The sequence below is a fragment of the Micromonospora sp. NPDC047756 genome (genome assembly GCF_055587245.1).
This window is the reverse complement of the sequence record NZ_JBVJGQ010000004.1, coordinates 392,050-408,308: the sequence shown is the minus strand read 5'-3', so window position 1 is coordinate 408,308 and position 16,259 is coordinate 392,050. Positions and strand designations below refer to the sequence as shown.

Sequence of the window (16,259 nt, the reverse complement as noted above, 5' to 3'; positions counted from 1 at the left end):
AAAGGGGGTCTGCGCTCGGCGCAGGCCCCCTCCGGTCCGTTCCCGCCCGGTCAGCGGACGACCTTGATGTTGAAGGTGGCGGTGTCGAGTCGACCGTAGAGGCGCAACCAGAGCGGCAGCAGCATCTCGGTGCCCCGCGCGGTGGAGAGGTCGCCGAGGTCGATTACGTCGGTGTGGCCGAAGCTGACCAGCAGCCCGGTGACGATCCGCTTGGCCTCCGCGTCGTCGCCGGAGACGAAGACACTGTGCGCGCCTTCGGCCAGCTGATGCGGGTGCACCATCAGCTCGGCGGTCACCGTGTTGAGGGACTTGACCACCCTGGTCTGTGGAAACTCGCGCTGGATGCGTTCGGCGAGGGAGTCGGTGTTGAGCACCGACAGGGTGGGTGGAAAACCCGCACCGAAGTCGAGCGGGTTGGCGATGTCGAGCAGAACCTTGCCGGCCAGGTTCGGTGCGCCGGCCGCGGCCAGTGCCGGGAGCGAGCCGTTGCCGTTCGTGGCGTTCACCACCAGCTCGGCGCCGCTGGCGGCCTCGGCGAGGCTCGCCAGGCCAACCTCGGGGTGCTGCGCCGCCCAGTGGGCGTGGTCGCCGGCCCGGATGGCCGCGACGTCGCGGGTGCCGATGGTCACCTGGTGACCCAGCTCCGCCGTGCGGGCGGCGATGGCTCGACCGACCGAGCCGGTGCCGAGGACTGCGATGCGCATGTCGATCGATCCTCCGTCGGGACATTGAATCGGCTGATGCCGATCGCAGGCAGGCTAACAGACAGGTCTGTCTACCGCAGCCCTCTGATGAGCCGCAGAGGTGGCGGCGGTCGGCCCTCTCTGGACCGCGGAGGGGCAGCCGTGCGGTTGGCAGTCCTTTGGAGCTGATGTCACAAACGAGTCATCCGCCGTCGCCGGCCGGTGCCTTCCGCTGATGTCACAAGCGATTCAGCTCCAAAGCACCCCGAACCCATGTCCCGCCCCTCGTCCGCGAAGGCCGTCGCGACGTCGTCGTGCCACAGACGCGCGGCCCTCGCGAGGTCGCCGAAGCCGGAGGCAGTGCCCCCGTAGACGAAGTCGTCTATAGGATCAGGGCTGCCATCAGCAGAACGAGGGAGCACCGATGCCCGCGCCCCGTACTCCGGCCGGCTCGGCCAGGGACCGGATCCTGGACACCGCGTTCCGGCTCTTCTACGCCCACGGGCCACGCGGCGTGGGGGTGGACACGGTGATCGCCGAGTCGGGCGTGGCCAAGGCGACGCTCTACAAGCACTTCCCGCGCAAGGACGACCTCGTGCTGGCGTACCTCGATCGGGTCGACCAGGCGTGGTTCGGCGCGTTGCGGTCCGCGGCCCGGGATGCCGGCGACGAGCCACGCGACCAACTGGTGGGGATGTTCGACGCGCTGACCGGCGCCTGTCGCCGGGAGGGCTACCACGGCTGCGCGTTCATCAACACCGCGGCCGAGTCCGCCGCTGGGCCGGTGCACGCCCGGACGGTCGAGCACAAAACCGTGGTCCGTGCCTGGGTGACCGAGCTGGCCCGCCGGGCCGGCGCGGCCGACCCGGAACTGCTGGCCCAGCAGCTCACCCTGCTGCTGGACGGCGGGCTCGTCGCCGGTGTGCTCGACGGCGACCCCCTGATCGCCGACGCGGCCCAGCGCAGCGCCCGCACGCTTGTCGACGACGCCCTGCGCTGAGCGACGACCGTCGGAGTAGCGGGAACACTGCCAAGATCCGTCAGAGTTCGTCGGCCGGGTGCGGGGCGATCATGCCCTGCCTCGTCCTGGTCGCGCACAGCTCAGCCAGCCGCTCGTAGGCCGCAACGCCGATCAGCGCGGTCAGCTCCGGCCCGTACGACAGGTACATCGGCTCGGTGCCGACGTGCGCGTCCGTCGAGGAGGTGCACCACCAGTCCAGGTCGTGCCCGCCGGCTCCCCAGCCCCGCCGGTCGAACTCGGACAGGGTGGAGACCAGCACCTTGCTGTCGTCCGGTCGCTTCACCCAGTCCTGATCGCGGCGGATCGGCAGTTGCCAGCAGACGTCCGGCTTGTATTCCAACGGGTGCACCCCGTCGCGCAGCGCTTGGGCGTGCAGGGCGCAACCGCCACCGCCGGCGAAGTCGGCGTCGTTGAGGAACACGCACGGAGCGTCGGGGCTCCGGGTGGCGGTGCGGCGGGCCGGGTTCTTGCCGTCGATGGTGTCCTCGTCGGTCCAGTTCTTGAACCCGCGCCGGAAGTGCTGCCAGGTCGACGGGGTCAGCCGACGGACGGCGTTGCGAACCCGCTTCTCGTCGTCTGAGTCGGTGAAGAACGCGCCGTGCGAGCAACACCCGTCGGCGGACCGGCCGGCGATGATGCCGTGGCAGCCCTTGCCGAAGATGCAGGTCCAGCGGGAGAGCAGCCAGGTCAGGTCGGCCCGGATCAGGTGCGTCTCGTCGGCCGGGTCGGTGAACTCGATCCACTCCCGAGGGAAGTCCAGAGGCACCTCACGGCTGCGCGGGTCACCCGGGTCGTCCACCAGCACACGGAGCTCCATCGTCACTCGGCCCAGCGTACGCGCGGTGACGTCCGCAGGCCGGCGAGCCGCGCAAACGTGTTGCGCCTACTGTCTTCATCATGCGACTGGGTGTCCTCGACGTCGGATCCAACACGGTGCACCTCCTTGTGGTGGACGCGCACCACGGCGCGCACCCATGGCCGGCGCACTCCGAGAAGGTGGTGCTCCGGCTGGCCGAGCAGATCGGCCCCGACGGCGCGCTGACCGAGGCGGGCGCGGACGGCCTGGTCAAGGCCGTGAGCATGGCCAAGGCGGCGGCTGCCGGGCTGGAGGCCGACGACCTGATCGCCTTCGCCACGTCCGCGGTGCGCGACGCCACGAACGCGGCCGAGGTGCTGGCCCGGGTTCGGGACGAGACCGGCGTACGCCTGGCGGTGCTCTCCGGGGCGGACGAGGCGCGCTCGACGTTCCTGGCCGTCCGGCGTTGGTTCGGCTGGTCGGCCGGCCGGCTGCTGGTGCTCGACATCGGTGGCGGCTCGTTGGAGATCGCCGCCGGCATCGACGAGGACCCGGAGGTCGCGGTCTCCCTGCCGCTCGGCGCCGGCCGGCTGACCCGTGAGCGGCTGCGGGTCGACCCGGCGAGCACGGCCCCGCCGTCGGCGGAGGCCGTCGAGAAGCTCCGGGAGTACGTGGACAGCCGGCTGGACAAGGTGGTGGACCAGATCACCCAGGTCGGCTGGGACCGGACGGTGGCCACCTCGAAGACGTTCCGCACGCTGGCCCGACTCGCCGGGGCCGCTCCGTCCGGTGCCGGGCTGTGGGCGCGACGCAGCCTCACCCGGGCCGGTCTGCGGCAGGTGATCGGTTTCATCCGGCACATCCCACCGGCGCAGTTGATGGAGTTGGAAGGGGTCAGCGCGGGTCGGGCGCACCAGTTGCTGGCCGGTGCCGTGGTCGCCGAGGCGGCGATGCGCCGTCTGGATCTGGACTCGCTGGACATCTGCCCGTGGGCGCTGCGGGAGGGCGTCATCCTCCGCCGGCTCGATCAATTGGAGCCGATCTGATCCGGCGGCCGTTTTCGGTCGGTTTGCCGGCGCTCGTCACGATGCCCCCGGCGCTGCCGGGCTACGCTGGCTGATGTGACTTCCCGCGTTCCCGTGCTCCTGTCCAGCTCGTCGGTCTTCCCCGAGCCGACCGCGGCGGCGTTCCAACTGGCCGCGGCGCTCGGCTACGACGGCGTCGAGGTGATGGTCTGGACCGACGTGGTCAGCCAGGACGCGGGCGCGCTGCGCGGCCTCTCCGCGCACTACGACGTGCCGGTGCTCTCGGTGCACGCGCCCTGCCTGCTGGTCACCCAGCGGGTGTGGAGCCCGGACCCGTGGGAGCGCCTGCGCAAGGCCGCCGAGCTGGCCGAGACGCTGGGCGCGCCGACCGTCGTGGTGCACCCACCGTTCAGCTGGCAGCGCGACTACGCGCGTAACTTCGCCGAGGGTCTGGCCACCGTCGCGGAGCGGTTCAGCGGGCTGCGCTTCGCCGTCGAGAACATGTACCCGGTGCGGATGGCGGGCCGGCAGTTCGTCCCGTACGTGCCCGGTTGGGACCCGACCGACGCCGGCTACCCGTCGTACACCCTGGATCTGTCGCACTGCGCGGCCTCGCACAGCGACCCGCTGGAGATGGCCGACCGGATGGGCGCCGGGCTGGCGCACGTGCACCTCGGTGACGGCACCGGCGAGGGCCGTGACGAGCACCTGGTGCCCGGGCGGGGCACCCAGCCCTGCGGGGAGCTGCTCTCCTCGCTGGCTGGCCGGGGCTTCACCGGGGGGGTGGCCGTGGAGGTCGCCACCCGGGGCGCGAAGAGCCGTGCGGTGCGCGAGGCGGACCTGCGCGCCGCGCTGGAGTTCGCCCGCCAGCACCTGACCGCGCCGTCACCTGTCGACGCCTGACCCGTCCGCCCGCGACCGGGCGGTGTGGGTCAGCTGACCGGTGAGAGGGAGTCGGTGGCGGAGGTCGGCTGCGGGGCGACAGTCACCTGCTCGCCGACCGCCGCGCGCTTGCGGGCCCGGTGGGCGGCGACGTGCGAGCGGGTGGCGCAGCGCTCCGAGCAGAACCGCCGGCAGCAGTTGGACGACGTGTCCAGGTAGACGTTGCCGCACCGCTCGTCGGCACAGACCCCGAACCGGGCGCTGCCGTACTCGCAGAGCCAGACCGACAGCCCCCAGGCCGCGCCGGCCAGGTATTCGGCGCTGACCGAGGCGCCCCGGCTCGTGACGTGCATGTGCCAGTCGCTGGAGTCGTGCCCGGAGATGCGCGGCTGCACCGGGAACGCCTCGAGCAGCGCGTTCAGCTCGGTGACCGCCTGGGCGTCCCGGCCCGAGGTGCCGTACTCGAAGACGTCGCGCAACCGTTTCTGCGCCCGGCGGAAGATGGCGACGTCCCGGTCGGCGACCTCGTCGCGCATCCAGCCGTGGTCGTCGGTGAAGAGTGCCCGCAGGTCGTCGAGGTCGTCCAGGCGGGCGTTGACCAGGTCAACACCGGTCCTGGCGTACGCGTCGAAGTTCACACCCCCAACGGTAGACGACTCAGCGGGTGCGCGGCGCGTCGATGTAGTGCGGCAGGAACCGCGCGTAGCCGTCGGTGATCAGACTGGCGCTCTCCCGCACGCCCACGCCTGCCGACTCGCCGTCGACGATCCAGCTGCCCAGCACCATCCGGTTGCCGGCGAACTGCGGCAACGCCCGGAACTCCTGGTAACACCAGCCCTCGTCGCCGTAGATCCCCGGGTTGGTGATTTCCTCGTCGGCGGTGACGATGCGTACCGAACCGCCTTCGCGGCCGAGCAGCGGCTTGGCGACGTACTCCGGCATCCCGCGCGGCGAGTCGAGGTACGCCGGGAGCAGGTACTCGTGGCCGGGGTACAGCTCCCAGAGGACGGCGAGCAACGCCTTGTTGGAGAGCAGCAGTTTCCAGGCCGGCTCGATCCAGGTGGTCGGGGTGCCCGGGGCCAGGGCCGCCGGCCCGTACGGCTCGGCCAGCATCCACTCCCACGGGTAGAGCTTGAAGCAGGTGGTCACCGGGCGGTCGTCGGCGTCGACGAAGCGCCGGCCGTCCCAGCCGATCTCCTGGATGGGTTGGAGCTCGACGCTGAGGCCGGCCTGCCGGGCGGTCTCGGCGAGGTAGCCGGCGGTCATGTGGTCCTCGCCGGACTCCTCCTCGTTCGACCAGAGCACGTGCACCGAAGGGTCGTGCAGCCCAGCCCCGATCTTGGCCCAGGCGCCGACCAGTCGCTCGTGCAGGCTGTTCCACTGGTCCAGCTCCGGCCGGGTCTGCTCCAGCCAGTACCACTGGATGATGCTCGCCTCGACGAGCGCGGTGGGGGTGTCCGCGTTGTACTCCAACATCTTCGGCGGCCAGGTGCCGTCGTACGCGAGGTCGAAGCGCCCGTACAGGGTCGGTGGCGCCTCCCGCAGCGACCGGGCCACCGCCTCGGCCGCCCACTGCGGGATGCCGAACTCGGCGTACCGGCGCTGCGCCACCACGTGCTCGGCGGCGGCCACCGACATCCGGTGCAGCTCCTCGGTGGCCTCCTCCAGCCGCAGCACCTCGTCCAGGTCGAACGCGTACGCGGCGGTCTCGTCCCAGTACGACATGATCCCGCCGTCGGGCAGCTCGGTGTCGACGTAGACCAGACCCTGCGACCGGATGGTGGCGTCCCAGTCGGGGCGCGGCGTGACCGACTCGCGGCGCACGTCAGCCGCCGCAGGCGGCGAGGTGGGTGCCGAATCCGCCGCGTTCGGGCAGGGCGGCGGCGGTCGGCTCCGGGGCGGCGCGACCGGCGGCCGGGTCGCTGACCCGCATCGCCAGCGCGACGGTGTCGCCGCCACCGACCGGCCCGAGGGCGCAGTCGTCGTCATCGTCGTCGTCCGAGGTCATGTTGCAGCCGGAGAGGGCGAGCGCGAGGGCGGTGAGCGCGCCGAGCTGCACGGAGGCCGAGCGGAGTCGGCGGCGGGGGCGTTGGTCCACGGCATCGTTGTAGCCGATCGACGCCACCGCCGCCGCCCCGCCCCCGGGCCGAGGTGGCCCGGCCGCCCCTCGGCGGGGCCCCTCGCAGGGGCGTTACGCTCGGCTCATGCTCCGTTCCGTCATCCTCGCCGCCTCCCGGTCATCCCAGGTCGAGCGGCTCGTCGCGACTGCCCCGTACACCCGGGACGTCGTCCGCCGGTTCGTCGCCGGCGCCGCCACCGACGACGCGTTGCGCGCGACCCGCGGGCTCGTCGACGACGGCCTCGCGGTCACCCTCGACCACCTCGGTGAGGACACCGTCCGCCCCGAGCAGGCCACCGCCACCCGCGACGAATACCTGAAACTGCTGTCGATGCTCGGCGCCGCCGGGCTCACCCCGGCCGCCGAGGTGAGCGTGAAGCTCTCCGCCCTCGGCCAGATGTTCGACGAGCAGTTGGCGTACGACAACGCGCGGGCGATCTGCGCGGCGGCCGACGCGGCGGGCACCACTGTCACCCTGGACATGGAGGACCACACCACCACCGACTCGACGTTGGAGGTGTTGAGCCGGCTGCGCAAGGACTTCCCGTCGACCGGCGCGGTGCTCCAGGCGTACCTGCGGCGGACCGAGTCGGACTGCCGGGAACTCTCCTCGGCCGGGTCGCGGGTGCGGCTGTGCAAGGGTGCCTACAAGGAGCCGGAGTCGGTGGCGTACCAGTCGACCCGTGAGGTGGACAAGTCGTACGTGCGCTGCATGAACATCCTGATGTCCGGCGACGGTTACCCGATGCTGGCCACCCACGACCCGCGGATGATCGCCATCGGTGAGGATCGGGCCCGGTGGTTCGACCGGGGTCCCGAGCGCTTCGAGTTCCAGATGCTCTACGGCATCCGCCCCGAGGAGCAGGCCCGGTTGGCCGGCGAGGGCTACACGGTGCGCACCTACGTCCCGTACGGCGACGAGTGGTACGGCTACCTGATGCGCCGGCTTGCCGAGCGCCCCGCCAACCTGGTCTTCTTCGGCCGTGCCCTGATCTCCAAGAAGTAGTTCCCCCGTTTGGGCGCGACGGGCCGGCGGCGACTCCTCGGGGTCACCGCCGGCCCGTTTCGCTTTCCGGCTTGCCAAGCTTGGCTAAGTGGCTTAGCTTTAAGGCTATGACAGCTAGCCAGGTGCGGCGGGGCGACGGACACATCGCGTACGAGGCGCGGGGCGAGGGGCCGTTGGTGGTCCTCGCGCACGGCATGGGCGAGAACAGGGCGAGCTTCCGGCACCTCGTGCCGCTGCTGGTGGCCGCCGGTCACCGGGTCGCCTCGGTCGACGTCCGGGGGCACGGCGAGTCCAGCGCCGGGTGGCCCACGTACGCCCCGGCGGAGGTCGGCGCGGACCTGCTGGCCGTGGTCCGTGACCTCGACGCCGGCCCGGCCGTGCTGGTCGGCAGCTCGTCCGCCGCGGCGGCGGTGGTGTTCGCCGCCACCGACGCGCCCGAGCTGGTCAGCGGCATCGTGCAGATCGGCGCGTTCGTCGGTCAGCCGAAGCTCAACCCGATGCTGCGGATGGCGATGTGGTCGGTGCTGCACAGCCCTCGCCTGTTCGGGATGTTCCACAACACCCTGTTCCCGGTGCACCGGCCCGCCGACGACGCGGCGTACCGCCGATCGATGGTGGCCAACCTGCGCGAGCCCGGTCGGATGGCCGCGACGCGCGGCGTGATCGCACCGGTGGAGCCGCACTGGACCGCCCGTGCCCGACAGGTGCGGCAACCGGTGCTGGTGCTGATGGGCTCGAAGGACCCGGACTTCCCCGACCCGGGAGCCGAGGCGCGGGCCGCCCGGCGGCTCTTCGGCACCGCCGAAGCTCGGATGATCGAGGAGTCCGGCCACTACCCGCACGCCGACCGGCCGCACCGCACCGCCGAGGAGCTGCTCGGCTTCCTGGCGGTGTGCGCCGGTGCCTAGGGTCGGCCTCAACCAGCAGACCGTCGTACGGGAGGCGGCCCGGCTGGCCGACGAGGTCGGCTTCGAGCAGCTCACCCTCGCCGCGCTCGCCAGCCGGCTCGGGGTGGCGCTGCCCAGCCTCTACAAGCACGTGCGGGGGGCGGACGCGCTGACCCAGAAACTGGCCGCCCTGGCCACCGCCGAACTGGCCACCGAGATGACCACCGCCGCCGTCGGCCGCTCCAGTGGCGACGCGCTCCGCGCCATGGCGGACGCCTACCGTGGCTACGCCCTGCGGCACCCCGGCCGCTACCCGACCACGCAGCGGGTGCCGGACCCGGCCGATGAGGAACACGTGGCGGCCGGCGAACGCGCCGTCGGCGCGGTCTTCGCGGTGCTGCGCGGGTACGGGCTCACCGGGGACGACGCGGTGGACGCGACCCGCGCGCTGCGCAGCGCCCTGCACGGCTTCGTGACCCTGGAGGCCGCGGGCGGCTTCGGTCTGCCCCGTGACGTCGACCGCTCGTACCACCAGTTGGTCGCGAGCATGGACATCTCGTTCCGTTCCTGGCCGCGCACCGGCGGGTGAGCGAGCGGCCGGGGCGGCCTCGCCGCGTCCAGGTAGTGGTCGTACCCTTCGGCGGGTGACTGACGAGGTGCAGCAGCCCGTACCGCGGCGGCTCTGGCCGCTGTGGACGGTGCTCGTGGTGGTCGTCCTGCTGCTGGGCTGCGGCCTGCCGGCGGCGCTCGTCGTCGGAGTGATCCGGGAGACAGGCTCCCGCGCCACTGTCAGCCGGGTCGGCGCCTCGTCGGCGGACGACCCGGCCACCGCCGTGGCCCGGGGGTTGTCCGACCTGATCACCACTCAGCTCCACCGGCAGTCGGCGGCACTGCTGGGCGCTGACCGCGCCGGGTTCCTCGCCGTCGCCGATCCCGCCGCCCACAACGACCTGCGTCGACGCTTCGCCGCACTGCGCGAGCTCAAGGTGACCGGCTGGCGGGCCGAGCCGAGTGGCCTGCCCGTGCCGATCATCGGCAAGCCCGGCGAGTGGCGGCTGCTGGTGCGCTTCCAGTACTGCTTCGTCACACCGAACTGCCGGCCCAGCCCGGTGCTGATCGGCACCCGGTGGCGGGAGAACGGCGACCAGCCTCGGATGGTCGCCATGGAGGAATCCAAGTCGGTGGAGACCGGCACCCGGCCGTGGGAGATCAGCAACCTGGCCGTCGCCGTCGGCGCGCGGACCATCGTCGCCACCACCCCGGCCCTGCGTGGCAAGCTGCCCGGCCTGCTCGCGCAGGCGGAGGCGGCAGCGAAGGTCGCCGACACGTACGCGGTGACCGGCTCACCGCCGGACCGGTACCGGATCTTCTACGCCGGGCGCACCGAGTGGCAACGCTGGTACGGCGGGGATCGTCCGGAATGGACCGGCGGCTACGCGGTGACGGTGGGCGGCGGCCACCACGAGGTGGTGCTCAACGCCGAAGGGCTCACCAACAGCGGCACCGACGACCTGCTGCGGCACGAGCTGACCCACGCGGCGTCGCTGCCGGAGCGCGGATACCCGGGCAAGCTCACCTGGTGGTTGGTCGAGGGCCTGGCCGAGTTCGCCGGCGCCGGCGGCCAGGCGGTCGACCGGTACGAGGGGATCGCCGACGTGCGCAAGATGGTCCGGGGCGGCTGGGACGGCAAGTTGGAGGGCGTCAACCCCGCCGACGACGCCTCCGCCGAACGGGTCGCCGCCAGCTACGGCATCGGCTACCTGGCCGTTCGGCACCTCGTCGACAGGTACGGGCCGCTGCGGTTGCTCACCTTCTTCAAGACCGTGGTGCACGACGGCAGGACCATCGACGCGGCCTCCGAGAAGGCGTTCGGTGAGCAGTGGTCGACGCTGCACGACGAGTGCGTGGCGTACGTCCGCGCCACCGCCGCCTGACGCAGCTCGCAGGCGGTGCGGCGGTGCGCCGTACCATCGATGGGTGCGCCGTTCCCAGTCGTCACGGCCCGCCAGCACCACGCGGCCCCGCCTGCTCATCGCCCTGACCGCCGTCGTCGTCCTCACCGCCACCACCGCCGCCTCCTGCGGCGACGAAGGCCCCGATCTCGCGCTGGCGTCGGCCACCCGCAACCCGGTCACCGAGGTGATCGACGCACCCGCAACGGTCACCGCCCGCGCCGCCGCCACCCTCACCGCTCCCGCCGACGGCACCCTCTCCAGCCTGCGCGTCCAACCCGGACAGCGGGTCAAGCGCGGTCAGGTGCTGGCGGTGGTCGACTCGCCGGGCGCGCACCAGCGACTCCGTCAGGCCAAGGAGGCGCTGGCCGCCGCGAAGCGCGCCGGCCGAGGCGTCGGCGCGGGCAGTCTGACCAGCAGCCGGCGTGGCACCGACAAGGCCGCCGACGAGGCGTTCGACGCGGCCCGCAAGGCCGCCGAGAAGATCGCCGACCGGCAACTGCGCGACGCGCTGCTCACCCAGGTGACGTCCGCGCAACGCCAGTACGCTGCCGCCGCGCGCAGCGCCGACCAGGCGGTCCGCGCCGTGCAGCGGGGGATCAACGGGTTGAGTTCCGCCGTCGGCGCGCTCTCCGCGGCGCAACGGCTCCAGGCCCAGCAGGCGTACGACCTGGCGAAGGCGACGGTCGACGCGCTGACCCTGCGCGCCCCGATCGCCGGGGTGGTGCAGCCCGGCGGCACCCGGGCCGGCGGCGGGGCGAATGCTGGTCTGGCCGGGCTGTTGGAGCAGGCCGGTGGCGCGCAGGCGGCCGGCCTCGACCCGTCCGTGCTGGCACCCAGCCAGGGTGGGCCGCCCCCCGGGGTCGACGACGCCGTCGCGGTCGGTGGTCAGGTCACCGCCGGCACCCCGGTGCTGACCGTTGTGGACACCGGGCAGCTGGGTCTGCTCGCCGAGGTGGACGAGACCGATGTTCTGCTGGTCAAGGCCGGCGTGCCGGCCACCGTCGAGTTGGACGCCGTCACTGGTGCCAGCTACGACGCGGTGGTCCGCTCGGTCGACGTGCTGCCCACCAACTCCGCGCAGGGCGGGGTCACCTACCGGGTCCGCCTGGCGCTGGGCGCCGGGAAGCTGGCCGAGGACGAGCCCGCTCCCACGCCCCGCCCCGGCATGAACGCGATCGTGCACCTGCGGGTACGCGAGGCCGTCGACGCCGTGACGGTCCCCGCGTCGGCGGTGTTCTCCGCCGACGGCCGGGACGCGGTCTGGGTGATCCGTGACGGGAAGGCGGGCCGGGCGCCGGTGACCGTGGGCGTCCAGGGGTCCGACCTGGTGCAGATCCTCAACGGCGTGCAGCCCGGCGACCGGATCGTGGTGCGCGGCGCGGACCAGGTTCGCGACGGCCAGGAAGTCCGGTGAGCGAACCCGCCGTCGCGGATCCGGGCGGCGATCCGCCGAAAGGGGAGCGCGTTCCGGCCATCGAGGCGGTGGACGTGTCCCGGACGTACCAGCTCGACGGGGTGTCGGTGGAGGCGCTGCGCGGGGTGTCGCTCACCGTGCAGCCGGGGGACTACGTGGCGCTGGTCGGCCCGTCCGGCTCGGGCAAGTCCACCCTCATGCACCTCCTCGGCGGGCTGGACCGGCCCACCGGTGGCCGCCTGGTGATCGGTGGACGCGACGTCAACGCCCTCGCCCCACCGGAGATGGCGACCCTGCGCAACGAGACCATCGGCTTCGTCTTCCAGGCGTTCCACCTGCTGCCGCGTACCTCGGCGGTGGAGAACGTGGCGTTGCCGCTGGTCTACCGGGGGGTCCCGGCCCGGCGGCGGCGGGAGCGGGCGGCGGCGATGCTGGGCCGGGTCGGCCTCGGGCACCGGCTGGATCACCGGCCCAACCAGATGTCCGGCGGCGAGCAGCAGCGGGTGGCGATCGCCCGCGCGCTGGTCACCGAGCCGACGGTGCTGCTGGCCGACGAACCGACGGGCAACCTGGACAGTGCCACCGGCGCCGCCGTGCTGGGGCTGTTGGAACAACTGAACGCGGAGTCGGGGGTGGCCCTGGTGATGGTCACCCACGACCAGGAGGTGGCGGCCCGCGCCCAGCGTCGGATCACCATGCGCGACGGGGTGGTGGTGGCGGACAGCGGCGACCCGCGCTCCGCTCATGATCGACCGCCGTCCGTTGATCACGGTCGACCTGCGACACTGGTCCCCGCTCCCAGCGCGGAGCCCCGGTCCGCGTCCGGAAGCGGTCCGGGGCACCCGTCCGGTGGCTCCGGTGGCGCCGCCGGAGCCACCGGGCGCCTTCCGCAAGAGGTCGAGCGACCCGAGGCCGACCGGAGCGAGGCGCGGGAGAGCGCCGCGGGCCCGCGCGCGGTCGAGCGACCCGGAGGTACGGCGTGAGGGTCGCCGAGGCATGGCGGGTGGCACTGGACGCCCTGCGGGCCAACCGGCTGCGCAGCGCGCTGACGATGCTCGGGGTGATCATCGGGGTGGCCTCGGTGGTGCTGCTGGTGGCGATCGGCACCGGTACCAAGCAAAAGGTCGAGCAACAGGTCGAGGGGCTCGGCTCCAACCTGCTGCTGGTCGTCCCCGGCCGCATCGAGGTGGGCAACGCGCCCGTCGTCTCGCCGCTGACCCTCAAGGACGTGGACGCCGTCACCCGGGTGGTCGGCGACCCCGATCGGGTGGCGGTCACCGTCGCCTCGGGGGCGACCGCGCGGGCCGGCGCCCGTTCCGACTTCACCACGGTGCAGGGCGTCCTGGAGACCACCCCGGCGGTGTTCACCCGCTCGCTGGCGCGGGGACGCTACCTCACCGGCACCGACGTCGACACCAGCCGCCGGGTGGCGGTGCTCGGTGACTCGGTCGCCCGTGCGCTCTTTCCCGACCGGGACCCGCTCGGCCAGCAGGTGGCGCTGGCCGGGGTGCGGTTCCGGGTGATCGGTGTCTTCGCGCCGCTCGGGCAGAGCCTCGGCGTCGACCGGGACGACGAGGTGCACGTGCCGGTGACCGCCGCGCAACGACTCTGGGGCACCCAGCGGGTCGACGGCATCGCGGTGAAGGCGCCGGACCGGGAGCGGATCGACGAACTGGGCCAACGGATCGTCGCCGAGCTGAACCGCCGCCACCCGGACACCGAGTTCAGCGCCGTCACCCAACAGCAGATCCTCGGCGTGCTCGGCGACATCCTCGGTGTCCTCACCGGCGTGCTGGCCGCCATCGCTGGCATCTCGCTGCTGGTCGGCGGCGTCGGCGTCTCCAACATCATGCTGGTCAGCGTCCGGGAGCGGACCCGGGAGATCGGGCTGCGCAAGGCCGTCGGCGCGCGCCCCCGCGACATCGGCGTGCAGTTCCTGCTGGAAGCGGTGCTGCTCACCACGATCGGCGGGTTGACCGGAATGGCCCTGGGCGTGGGAACCGCCCTGCTCGTCGACGCGCTGTCGCCGATCCCGGCGGCGATCACCTGGTGGTCGTTGGCGCTCGCCTTCGGGGTTTCGGCGGTGGTGGGCATCGTCTTCGGGGTGGTTCCCGCGCAACGCGCCGGCCGGCTCGACCCGGTGGTCGCGCTGCGCACCGAATGAGCGGCAAAGGAACAACCGGACGACGGGCGCGGACGGGCCGATACCGGGAGCACGGATCGGGTGAACCGGCCACCGAAGCGTGATCAGTTGCAGGAAGGGATCGCGCCGGTCACAACCGCCCCGCTACCGTACTGGTAACACGCGCGTCGTCGGCCCGGCCCGGAGCATCCGTCGGGTTGGCACGCGCCGGGCATGGGATGGGTCGGTGAGCCATGGCCGGGTCACAGTCCGACGGACGGCTGTCGGAGGTCAAGTTCCTGACCGTTGCGGAGGTGGCGACGGTCATGCGGGTGTCAAAGATGACCGTCTATCGCCTGGTGCACAGCGGTGAGCTCACCGCCGTCCGGGTCGGTCGGTCGTTCCGGGTGCCCGAGCACGCGGTGCACGAATATCTCCGGGGTGCCTTTCAGGAGACCGCCTGAGCCACCGCCTCACCCTCCGATCGTCGGTTGACCGGCATCGGTGGGCGTGACGGGTGAGCTCGCGTGCCCCGGCTCGTGCGCCAGAAGCGGCCGCGACGGGGGCGCGTTGGTCCGGCTGACGCCCTGCGGCTACCCTGGAACCCGACCGAGACCCCACCGGTGCGCCCCGCCGCCCAGACTGGTCCGGTCCGTTGTCCGCAAGCGGTCGCCGTCGCCACCTGCGTGGTGTCATCCGGTCCGCCCCGCACGTTGTATCGAAAGGCTGTCGTATGGGCTCGGTGGTCAAGAAGCGCCGTAAGCGCATGGCTAAGAAGAAGCACCGCAAGCTGCTGCGCAAGACCCGCGTCCAGCGTCGCCGTCTCGGCAAGTGATCGCCGCCGGGCTCAGGCCCGGCGTTCGGCGTCACTTGCCAAACTGTCGACCTCCGGAGGCTCAGGTGATCAGGCCGTGGTCGTCCCGGCTCGGTCCATCCTGCCGGCGTAGGTGCGTCAGATGACCCCCGGTGGCACCTCAGGTGCTCCGGGGGTCGTCGTCGTCACCGGAGTGGGCCGTTACCTGGGAGCCCACGTGGCGGCCCGACTGGCCGCCGACCCGCGCATCGAACGGGTCATCGGGGTCGACGCACCTGACTCCGGCATCGAGTTCACCGACCTGCTGGACCGGGTCGAGCGGATCCGCGTCGACAGCGGTTCCCTCGGTGGCCTCCTCGCCGACCTGGACGTCGACGCGGTGGTGCACCTCGCGCTCGTCACCTCACCCGACCCGCAGCACGGCGGCCGGTCCGGGATGAAGGACCAGAACGTCATCGGCAGCATGCAGATGCTCGCCGCCTGCCAGCGGGCACCCCGACTGCGCAAGCTCGTGGTCCGCTCGTCGACCGCCGCCTACGGGGTGTCGTTCCGGGACCCGGCGGTCTTCACCGAGGAGACCGAACCCCGCGAGGTGCCGCGCGGCGGTTTCGGCCGCGACATCCTCGACCTTGAGGGGTACGTGCGCGGCTTCCGCCGCCGTCGGCCCGACGTCACCGCCACGGTGCTGCGCTTCGCCCCGTTCATCGGCTCGACCGCGGACACCACGCTGACCCGCTACTTCTCGCAGCCGTTCGTGCCGACCGTCTTCGGCCGTGACCCCCGCCTGCAGTTCCTGCACTTCGACGACGCGCTGGAGGTGCTGCACCGGTCGATCGTGGAGGACCATCCCGGCACGTACAACGTCGCCGGCCCGGGGGTGCTGTCGCTGTCCCAGGCGATCCGGCGCGCCGGCCGGGTCGCCGTGCCGGTGCTGGAGCCGGGTCTCTCCGGGGCCGCCGCGCTGGCCCGCACCATGGGCTTCGGTCGCTACGGCCTGGACCAGGTCGACCTCTTCGTGCACGGCCGGGTGGTCGACACCAGCCGGCTCGAGCAGGAGTACGGCTTCACGCCCCGGTCGACCGCCGAGGCGTTCGAGGACTTCATCCGGGCCCACCACGGTGGGGTGGTGGTCACCCGGGATCAGCTGGCCGCCGCCGAGCAACTCGTCCTGGACGGTATCCGGCAGGTGCGCTCGGCGGTCCGGGAGCGGTCATCATGAGCGCGAGGAACGAGCCGGTTGTGCGAGTCCCGCAGTCGCGAACCGAGGCAGCATCGTGAGCGCGAGGAACGAGCCGGTTGTGCGAGTCCCGCAGTCGCGAACCGAGGCAGCATCGTGAGCGGTTTCGAGGAGGGGCGCGACCCGCAGTCGGTCGGGCGTTTCGACGTACCCGAGCAGGTGCCCTCGCCGGACGCGGAGCCGGCGCGGCGCAACGGACATCGACCGGCCGCGCAGGCCGCGCCGACCCCGACCGCGCCGCCGACCCCGACCGCGCCGCCGACCCCGACCGCACGGCCGGCCCCGGCTCCGACCGACG

18 protein-coding genes are annotated in these 16,259 nt (G+C 72.5%); 13 read left to right on the top strand and 5 right to left on the bottom strand.

Annotated elements, in window-relative coordinates; translation table 11 throughout:
- Nucleotides 1-50 precede the first annotated feature (50 nt).
- A complete protein-coding gene (locus tag ACZ6NZ_RS15060; RefSeq protein ID WP_465858639.1) occupies nt 51-704 on the bottom strand; it encodes an NADPH-dependent F420 reductase in 654 nt (217 codons plus the stop codon).
- A 403-nt stretch (nt 705-1,107) separates the two neighbouring features.
- On the opposite strand from ACZ6NZ_RS15060, the gene ACZ6NZ_RS15055 reads away from it, so the two are divergent.
- On the top strand, nt 1,108-1,683 hold the full coding sequence (locus ACZ6NZ_RS15055; protein WP_366610726.1) for a TetR/AcrR family transcriptional regulator: 576 nt from the start codon (nt 1,108-1,110) through the stop codon (nt 1,681-1,683).
- 40 nt (nt 1,684-1,723) lie between these two features.
- On the opposite strand, the gene ACZ6NZ_RS15050 is transcribed toward ACZ6NZ_RS15055, so the two are convergent.
- Nucleotides 1,724-2,521, bottom strand: a complete 798-nt coding sequence (locus ACZ6NZ_RS15050; protein ID WP_465858873.1) for a DUF3109 family protein — start codon at nt 2,519-2,521, stop codon at nt 1,724-1,726.
- An 80-nt stretch (nt 2,522-2,601) separates the two neighbouring features.
- Here ACZ6NZ_RS15050 and ACZ6NZ_RS15045 point away from each other — a divergent pair, with 80 nt between their 5' ends.
- Entirely contained in the window at nt 2,602-3,546 is a 945-nt protein-coding gene (locus ACZ6NZ_RS15045) for a Ppx/GppA phosphatase family protein (protein ID WP_366610725.1), read from the top strand.
- A gap of 75 nt (nt 3,547-3,621) precedes the next feature.
- The gene (locus ACZ6NZ_RS15040; protein ID WP_465858638.1) at nt 3,622-4,428 is read left to right on the top strand and encodes a sugar phosphate isomerase/epimerase family protein; all 807 of its coding nucleotides are present in this window, start codon (nt 3,622-3,624) and stop codon (nt 4,426-4,428) included.
- A 29-nt stretch (nt 4,429-4,457) separates the two neighbouring features.
- Here ACZ6NZ_RS15040 and ACZ6NZ_RS15035 read toward each other — a convergent pair whose 3' ends face one another.
- The 3 genes from ACZ6NZ_RS15035 to ACZ6NZ_RS15025 are packed head-to-tail and all read right to left on the bottom strand — an operon-like array spanning nt 4,458 to nt 6,505.
- On the bottom strand, nt 4,458-5,045 hold the full coding sequence (locus ACZ6NZ_RS15035) for a CGNR zinc finger domain-containing protein (RefSeq protein WP_366610721.1): 588 nt from the start codon (nt 5,043-5,045) through the stop codon (nt 4,458-4,460).
- Between the two features lie 19 nt (nt 5,046-5,064).
- The gene (locus ACZ6NZ_RS15030; protein ID WP_366610720.1) at nt 5,065-6,231 is read right to left on the bottom strand and encodes a glutathionylspermidine synthase family protein; all 1,167 of its coding nucleotides are present in this window, start codon (nt 6,229-6,231) and stop codon (nt 5,065-5,067) included.
- Between the two features lies 1 nt (nt 6,232).
- Complete coding sequence (locus ACZ6NZ_RS15025; RefSeq protein ID WP_465858637.1) at nt 6,233-6,505, bottom strand: hypothetical protein; 273 nt, start codon at nt 6,503-6,505, stop codon at nt 6,233-6,235.
- A gap of 106 nt (nt 6,506-6,611) precedes the next feature.
- Between ACZ6NZ_RS15025 and ACZ6NZ_RS15020 the strand changes: the two genes are divergently transcribed.
- The 10 genes from ACZ6NZ_RS15020 to ACZ6NZ_RS14975 all read left to right on the top strand — a co-directional run bounded on the left by ACZ6NZ_RS15020 (nt 6,612) and on the right by ACZ6NZ_RS14975 (nt 15,943).
- Nucleotides 6,612-7,532 (top strand): proline dehydrogenase family protein, encoded by a 921-nt coding sequence (locus ACZ6NZ_RS15020; RefSeq protein ID WP_366610716.1) that lies wholly within the window; start codon nt 6,612-6,614, stop codon nt 7,530-7,532.
- Nucleotides 7,533-7,639: 107 nt separating this feature from the next.
- Nucleotides 7,640-8,440 carry an alpha/beta fold hydrolase gene (locus tag ACZ6NZ_RS15015; RefSeq protein WP_465858636.1) on the top strand — a complete coding sequence of 267 codons (801 nt, stop codon included), beginning with the start codon at nt 7,640-7,642 and terminating at the stop codon, nt 8,438-8,440.
- Nucleotides 8,433-9,008, top strand: a complete 576-nt coding sequence (locus tag ACZ6NZ_RS15010) for a TetR/AcrR family transcriptional regulator (protein WP_465858635.1) — start codon at nt 8,433-8,435, stop codon at nt 9,006-9,008. Before ACZ6NZ_RS15015 ends, ACZ6NZ_RS15010 begins: the two co-directional genes overlap by 8 nt.
- 55 nt (nt 9,009-9,063) lie before the next feature.
- Nucleotides 9,064-10,353 carry a hypothetical protein gene (locus tag ACZ6NZ_RS15005; RefSeq protein WP_465858634.1) on the top strand — a complete coding sequence of 430 codons (1,290 nt, stop codon included), beginning with the start codon at nt 9,064-9,066 and terminating at the stop codon, nt 10,351-10,353.
- A 43-nt stretch (nt 10,354-10,396) separates the two neighbouring features.
- The gene (locus ACZ6NZ_RS15000; RefSeq protein WP_465858633.1) at nt 10,397-11,788 is read left to right on the top strand and encodes an efflux RND transporter periplasmic adaptor subunit; all 1,392 of its coding nucleotides are present in this window, start codon (nt 10,397-10,399) and stop codon (nt 11,786-11,788) included.
- Entirely contained in the window at nt 11,785-12,771 is a 987-nt protein-coding gene (locus tag ACZ6NZ_RS14995) for an ABC transporter ATP-binding protein (protein WP_465858632.1), read from the top strand. Before ACZ6NZ_RS15000 ends, ACZ6NZ_RS14995 begins: the two co-directional genes overlap by 4 nt.
- A complete protein-coding gene (locus ACZ6NZ_RS14990) occupies nt 12,768-13,952 on the top strand; it encodes an ABC transporter permease (RefSeq protein ID WP_366610705.1) in 1,185 nt (394 codons plus the stop codon). The genes ACZ6NZ_RS14995 and ACZ6NZ_RS14990 overlap by 4 nt, the downstream gene beginning before the upstream one ends.
- A 212-nt stretch (nt 13,953-14,164) precedes the next feature.
- A complete protein-coding gene (locus tag ACZ6NZ_RS14985; protein ID WP_007465625.1) occupies nt 14,165-14,374 on the top strand; it encodes a helix-turn-helix domain-containing protein in 210 nt (69 codons plus the stop codon).
- A 269-nt stretch (nt 14,375-14,643) separates the two neighbouring features.
- Nucleotides 14,644-14,745 (top strand): 30S ribosomal protein bS22, encoded by a 102-nt coding sequence (locus ACZ6NZ_RS14980; RefSeq protein WP_007465623.1) that lies wholly within the window; start codon nt 14,644-14,646, stop codon nt 14,743-14,745.
- Between the two features lie 121 nt (nt 14,746-14,866).
- The gene (locus ACZ6NZ_RS14975) at nt 14,867-15,943 is read left to right on the top strand and encodes an NAD-dependent epimerase/dehydratase family protein (protein WP_366610703.1); all 1,077 of its coding nucleotides are present in this window, start codon (nt 14,867-14,869) and stop codon (nt 15,941-15,943) included.
- Nucleotides 15,944-16,259: the final 316 nt, after the last annotated feature.

Excerpts from the sequence above, each read along its gene's own strand:
- ACZ6NZ_RS15020 (WP_366610716.1), top strand. The coding sequence starts at position 6,612 with ATGCTCCGTTCCGTCATCCTCGCCGCCTCCCGGTCATCCCAGGTCGAG.
- ACZ6NZ_RS15015 (WP_465858636.1), top strand. The coding sequence starts at position 7,640 with ATGACAGCTAGCCAGGTGCGGCGGGGCGACGGACACATCGCGTACGAG.
- ACZ6NZ_RS15050 (WP_465858873.1), bottom strand. The coding sequence starts at position 2,521 with ATGGAGCTCCGTGTGCTGGTGGACGACCCGGGTGACCCGCGCAGCCGT.
- ACZ6NZ_RS14975 (WP_366610703.1), top strand. The coding sequence starts at position 14,867 with ATGACCCCCGGTGGCACCTCAGGTGCTCCGGGGGTCGTCGTCGTCACC.
- ACZ6NZ_RS15045 (WP_366610725.1), top strand. The coding sequence starts at position 2,602 with ATGCGACTGGGTGTCCTCGACGTCGGATCCAACACGGTGCACCTCCTT.
- ACZ6NZ_RS14985 (WP_007465625.1), top strand. The coding sequence starts at position 14,165 with ATGGCCGGGTCACAGTCCGACGGACGGCTGTCGGAGGTCAAGTTCCTG.
- ACZ6NZ_RS14980 (WP_007465623.1), top strand. The coding sequence starts at position 14,644 with ATGGGCTCGGTGGTCAAGAAGCGCCGTAAGCGCATGGCTAAGAAGAAG.
- ACZ6NZ_RS15060 (WP_465858639.1), bottom strand. The coding sequence starts at position 704 with ATGCGCATCGCAGTCCTCGGCACCGGCTCGGTCGGTCGAGCCATCGCC.
- ACZ6NZ_RS15055 (WP_366610726.1), top strand. The coding sequence starts at position 1,108 with ATGCCCGCGCCCCGTACTCCGGCCGGCTCGGCCAGGGACCGGATCCTG.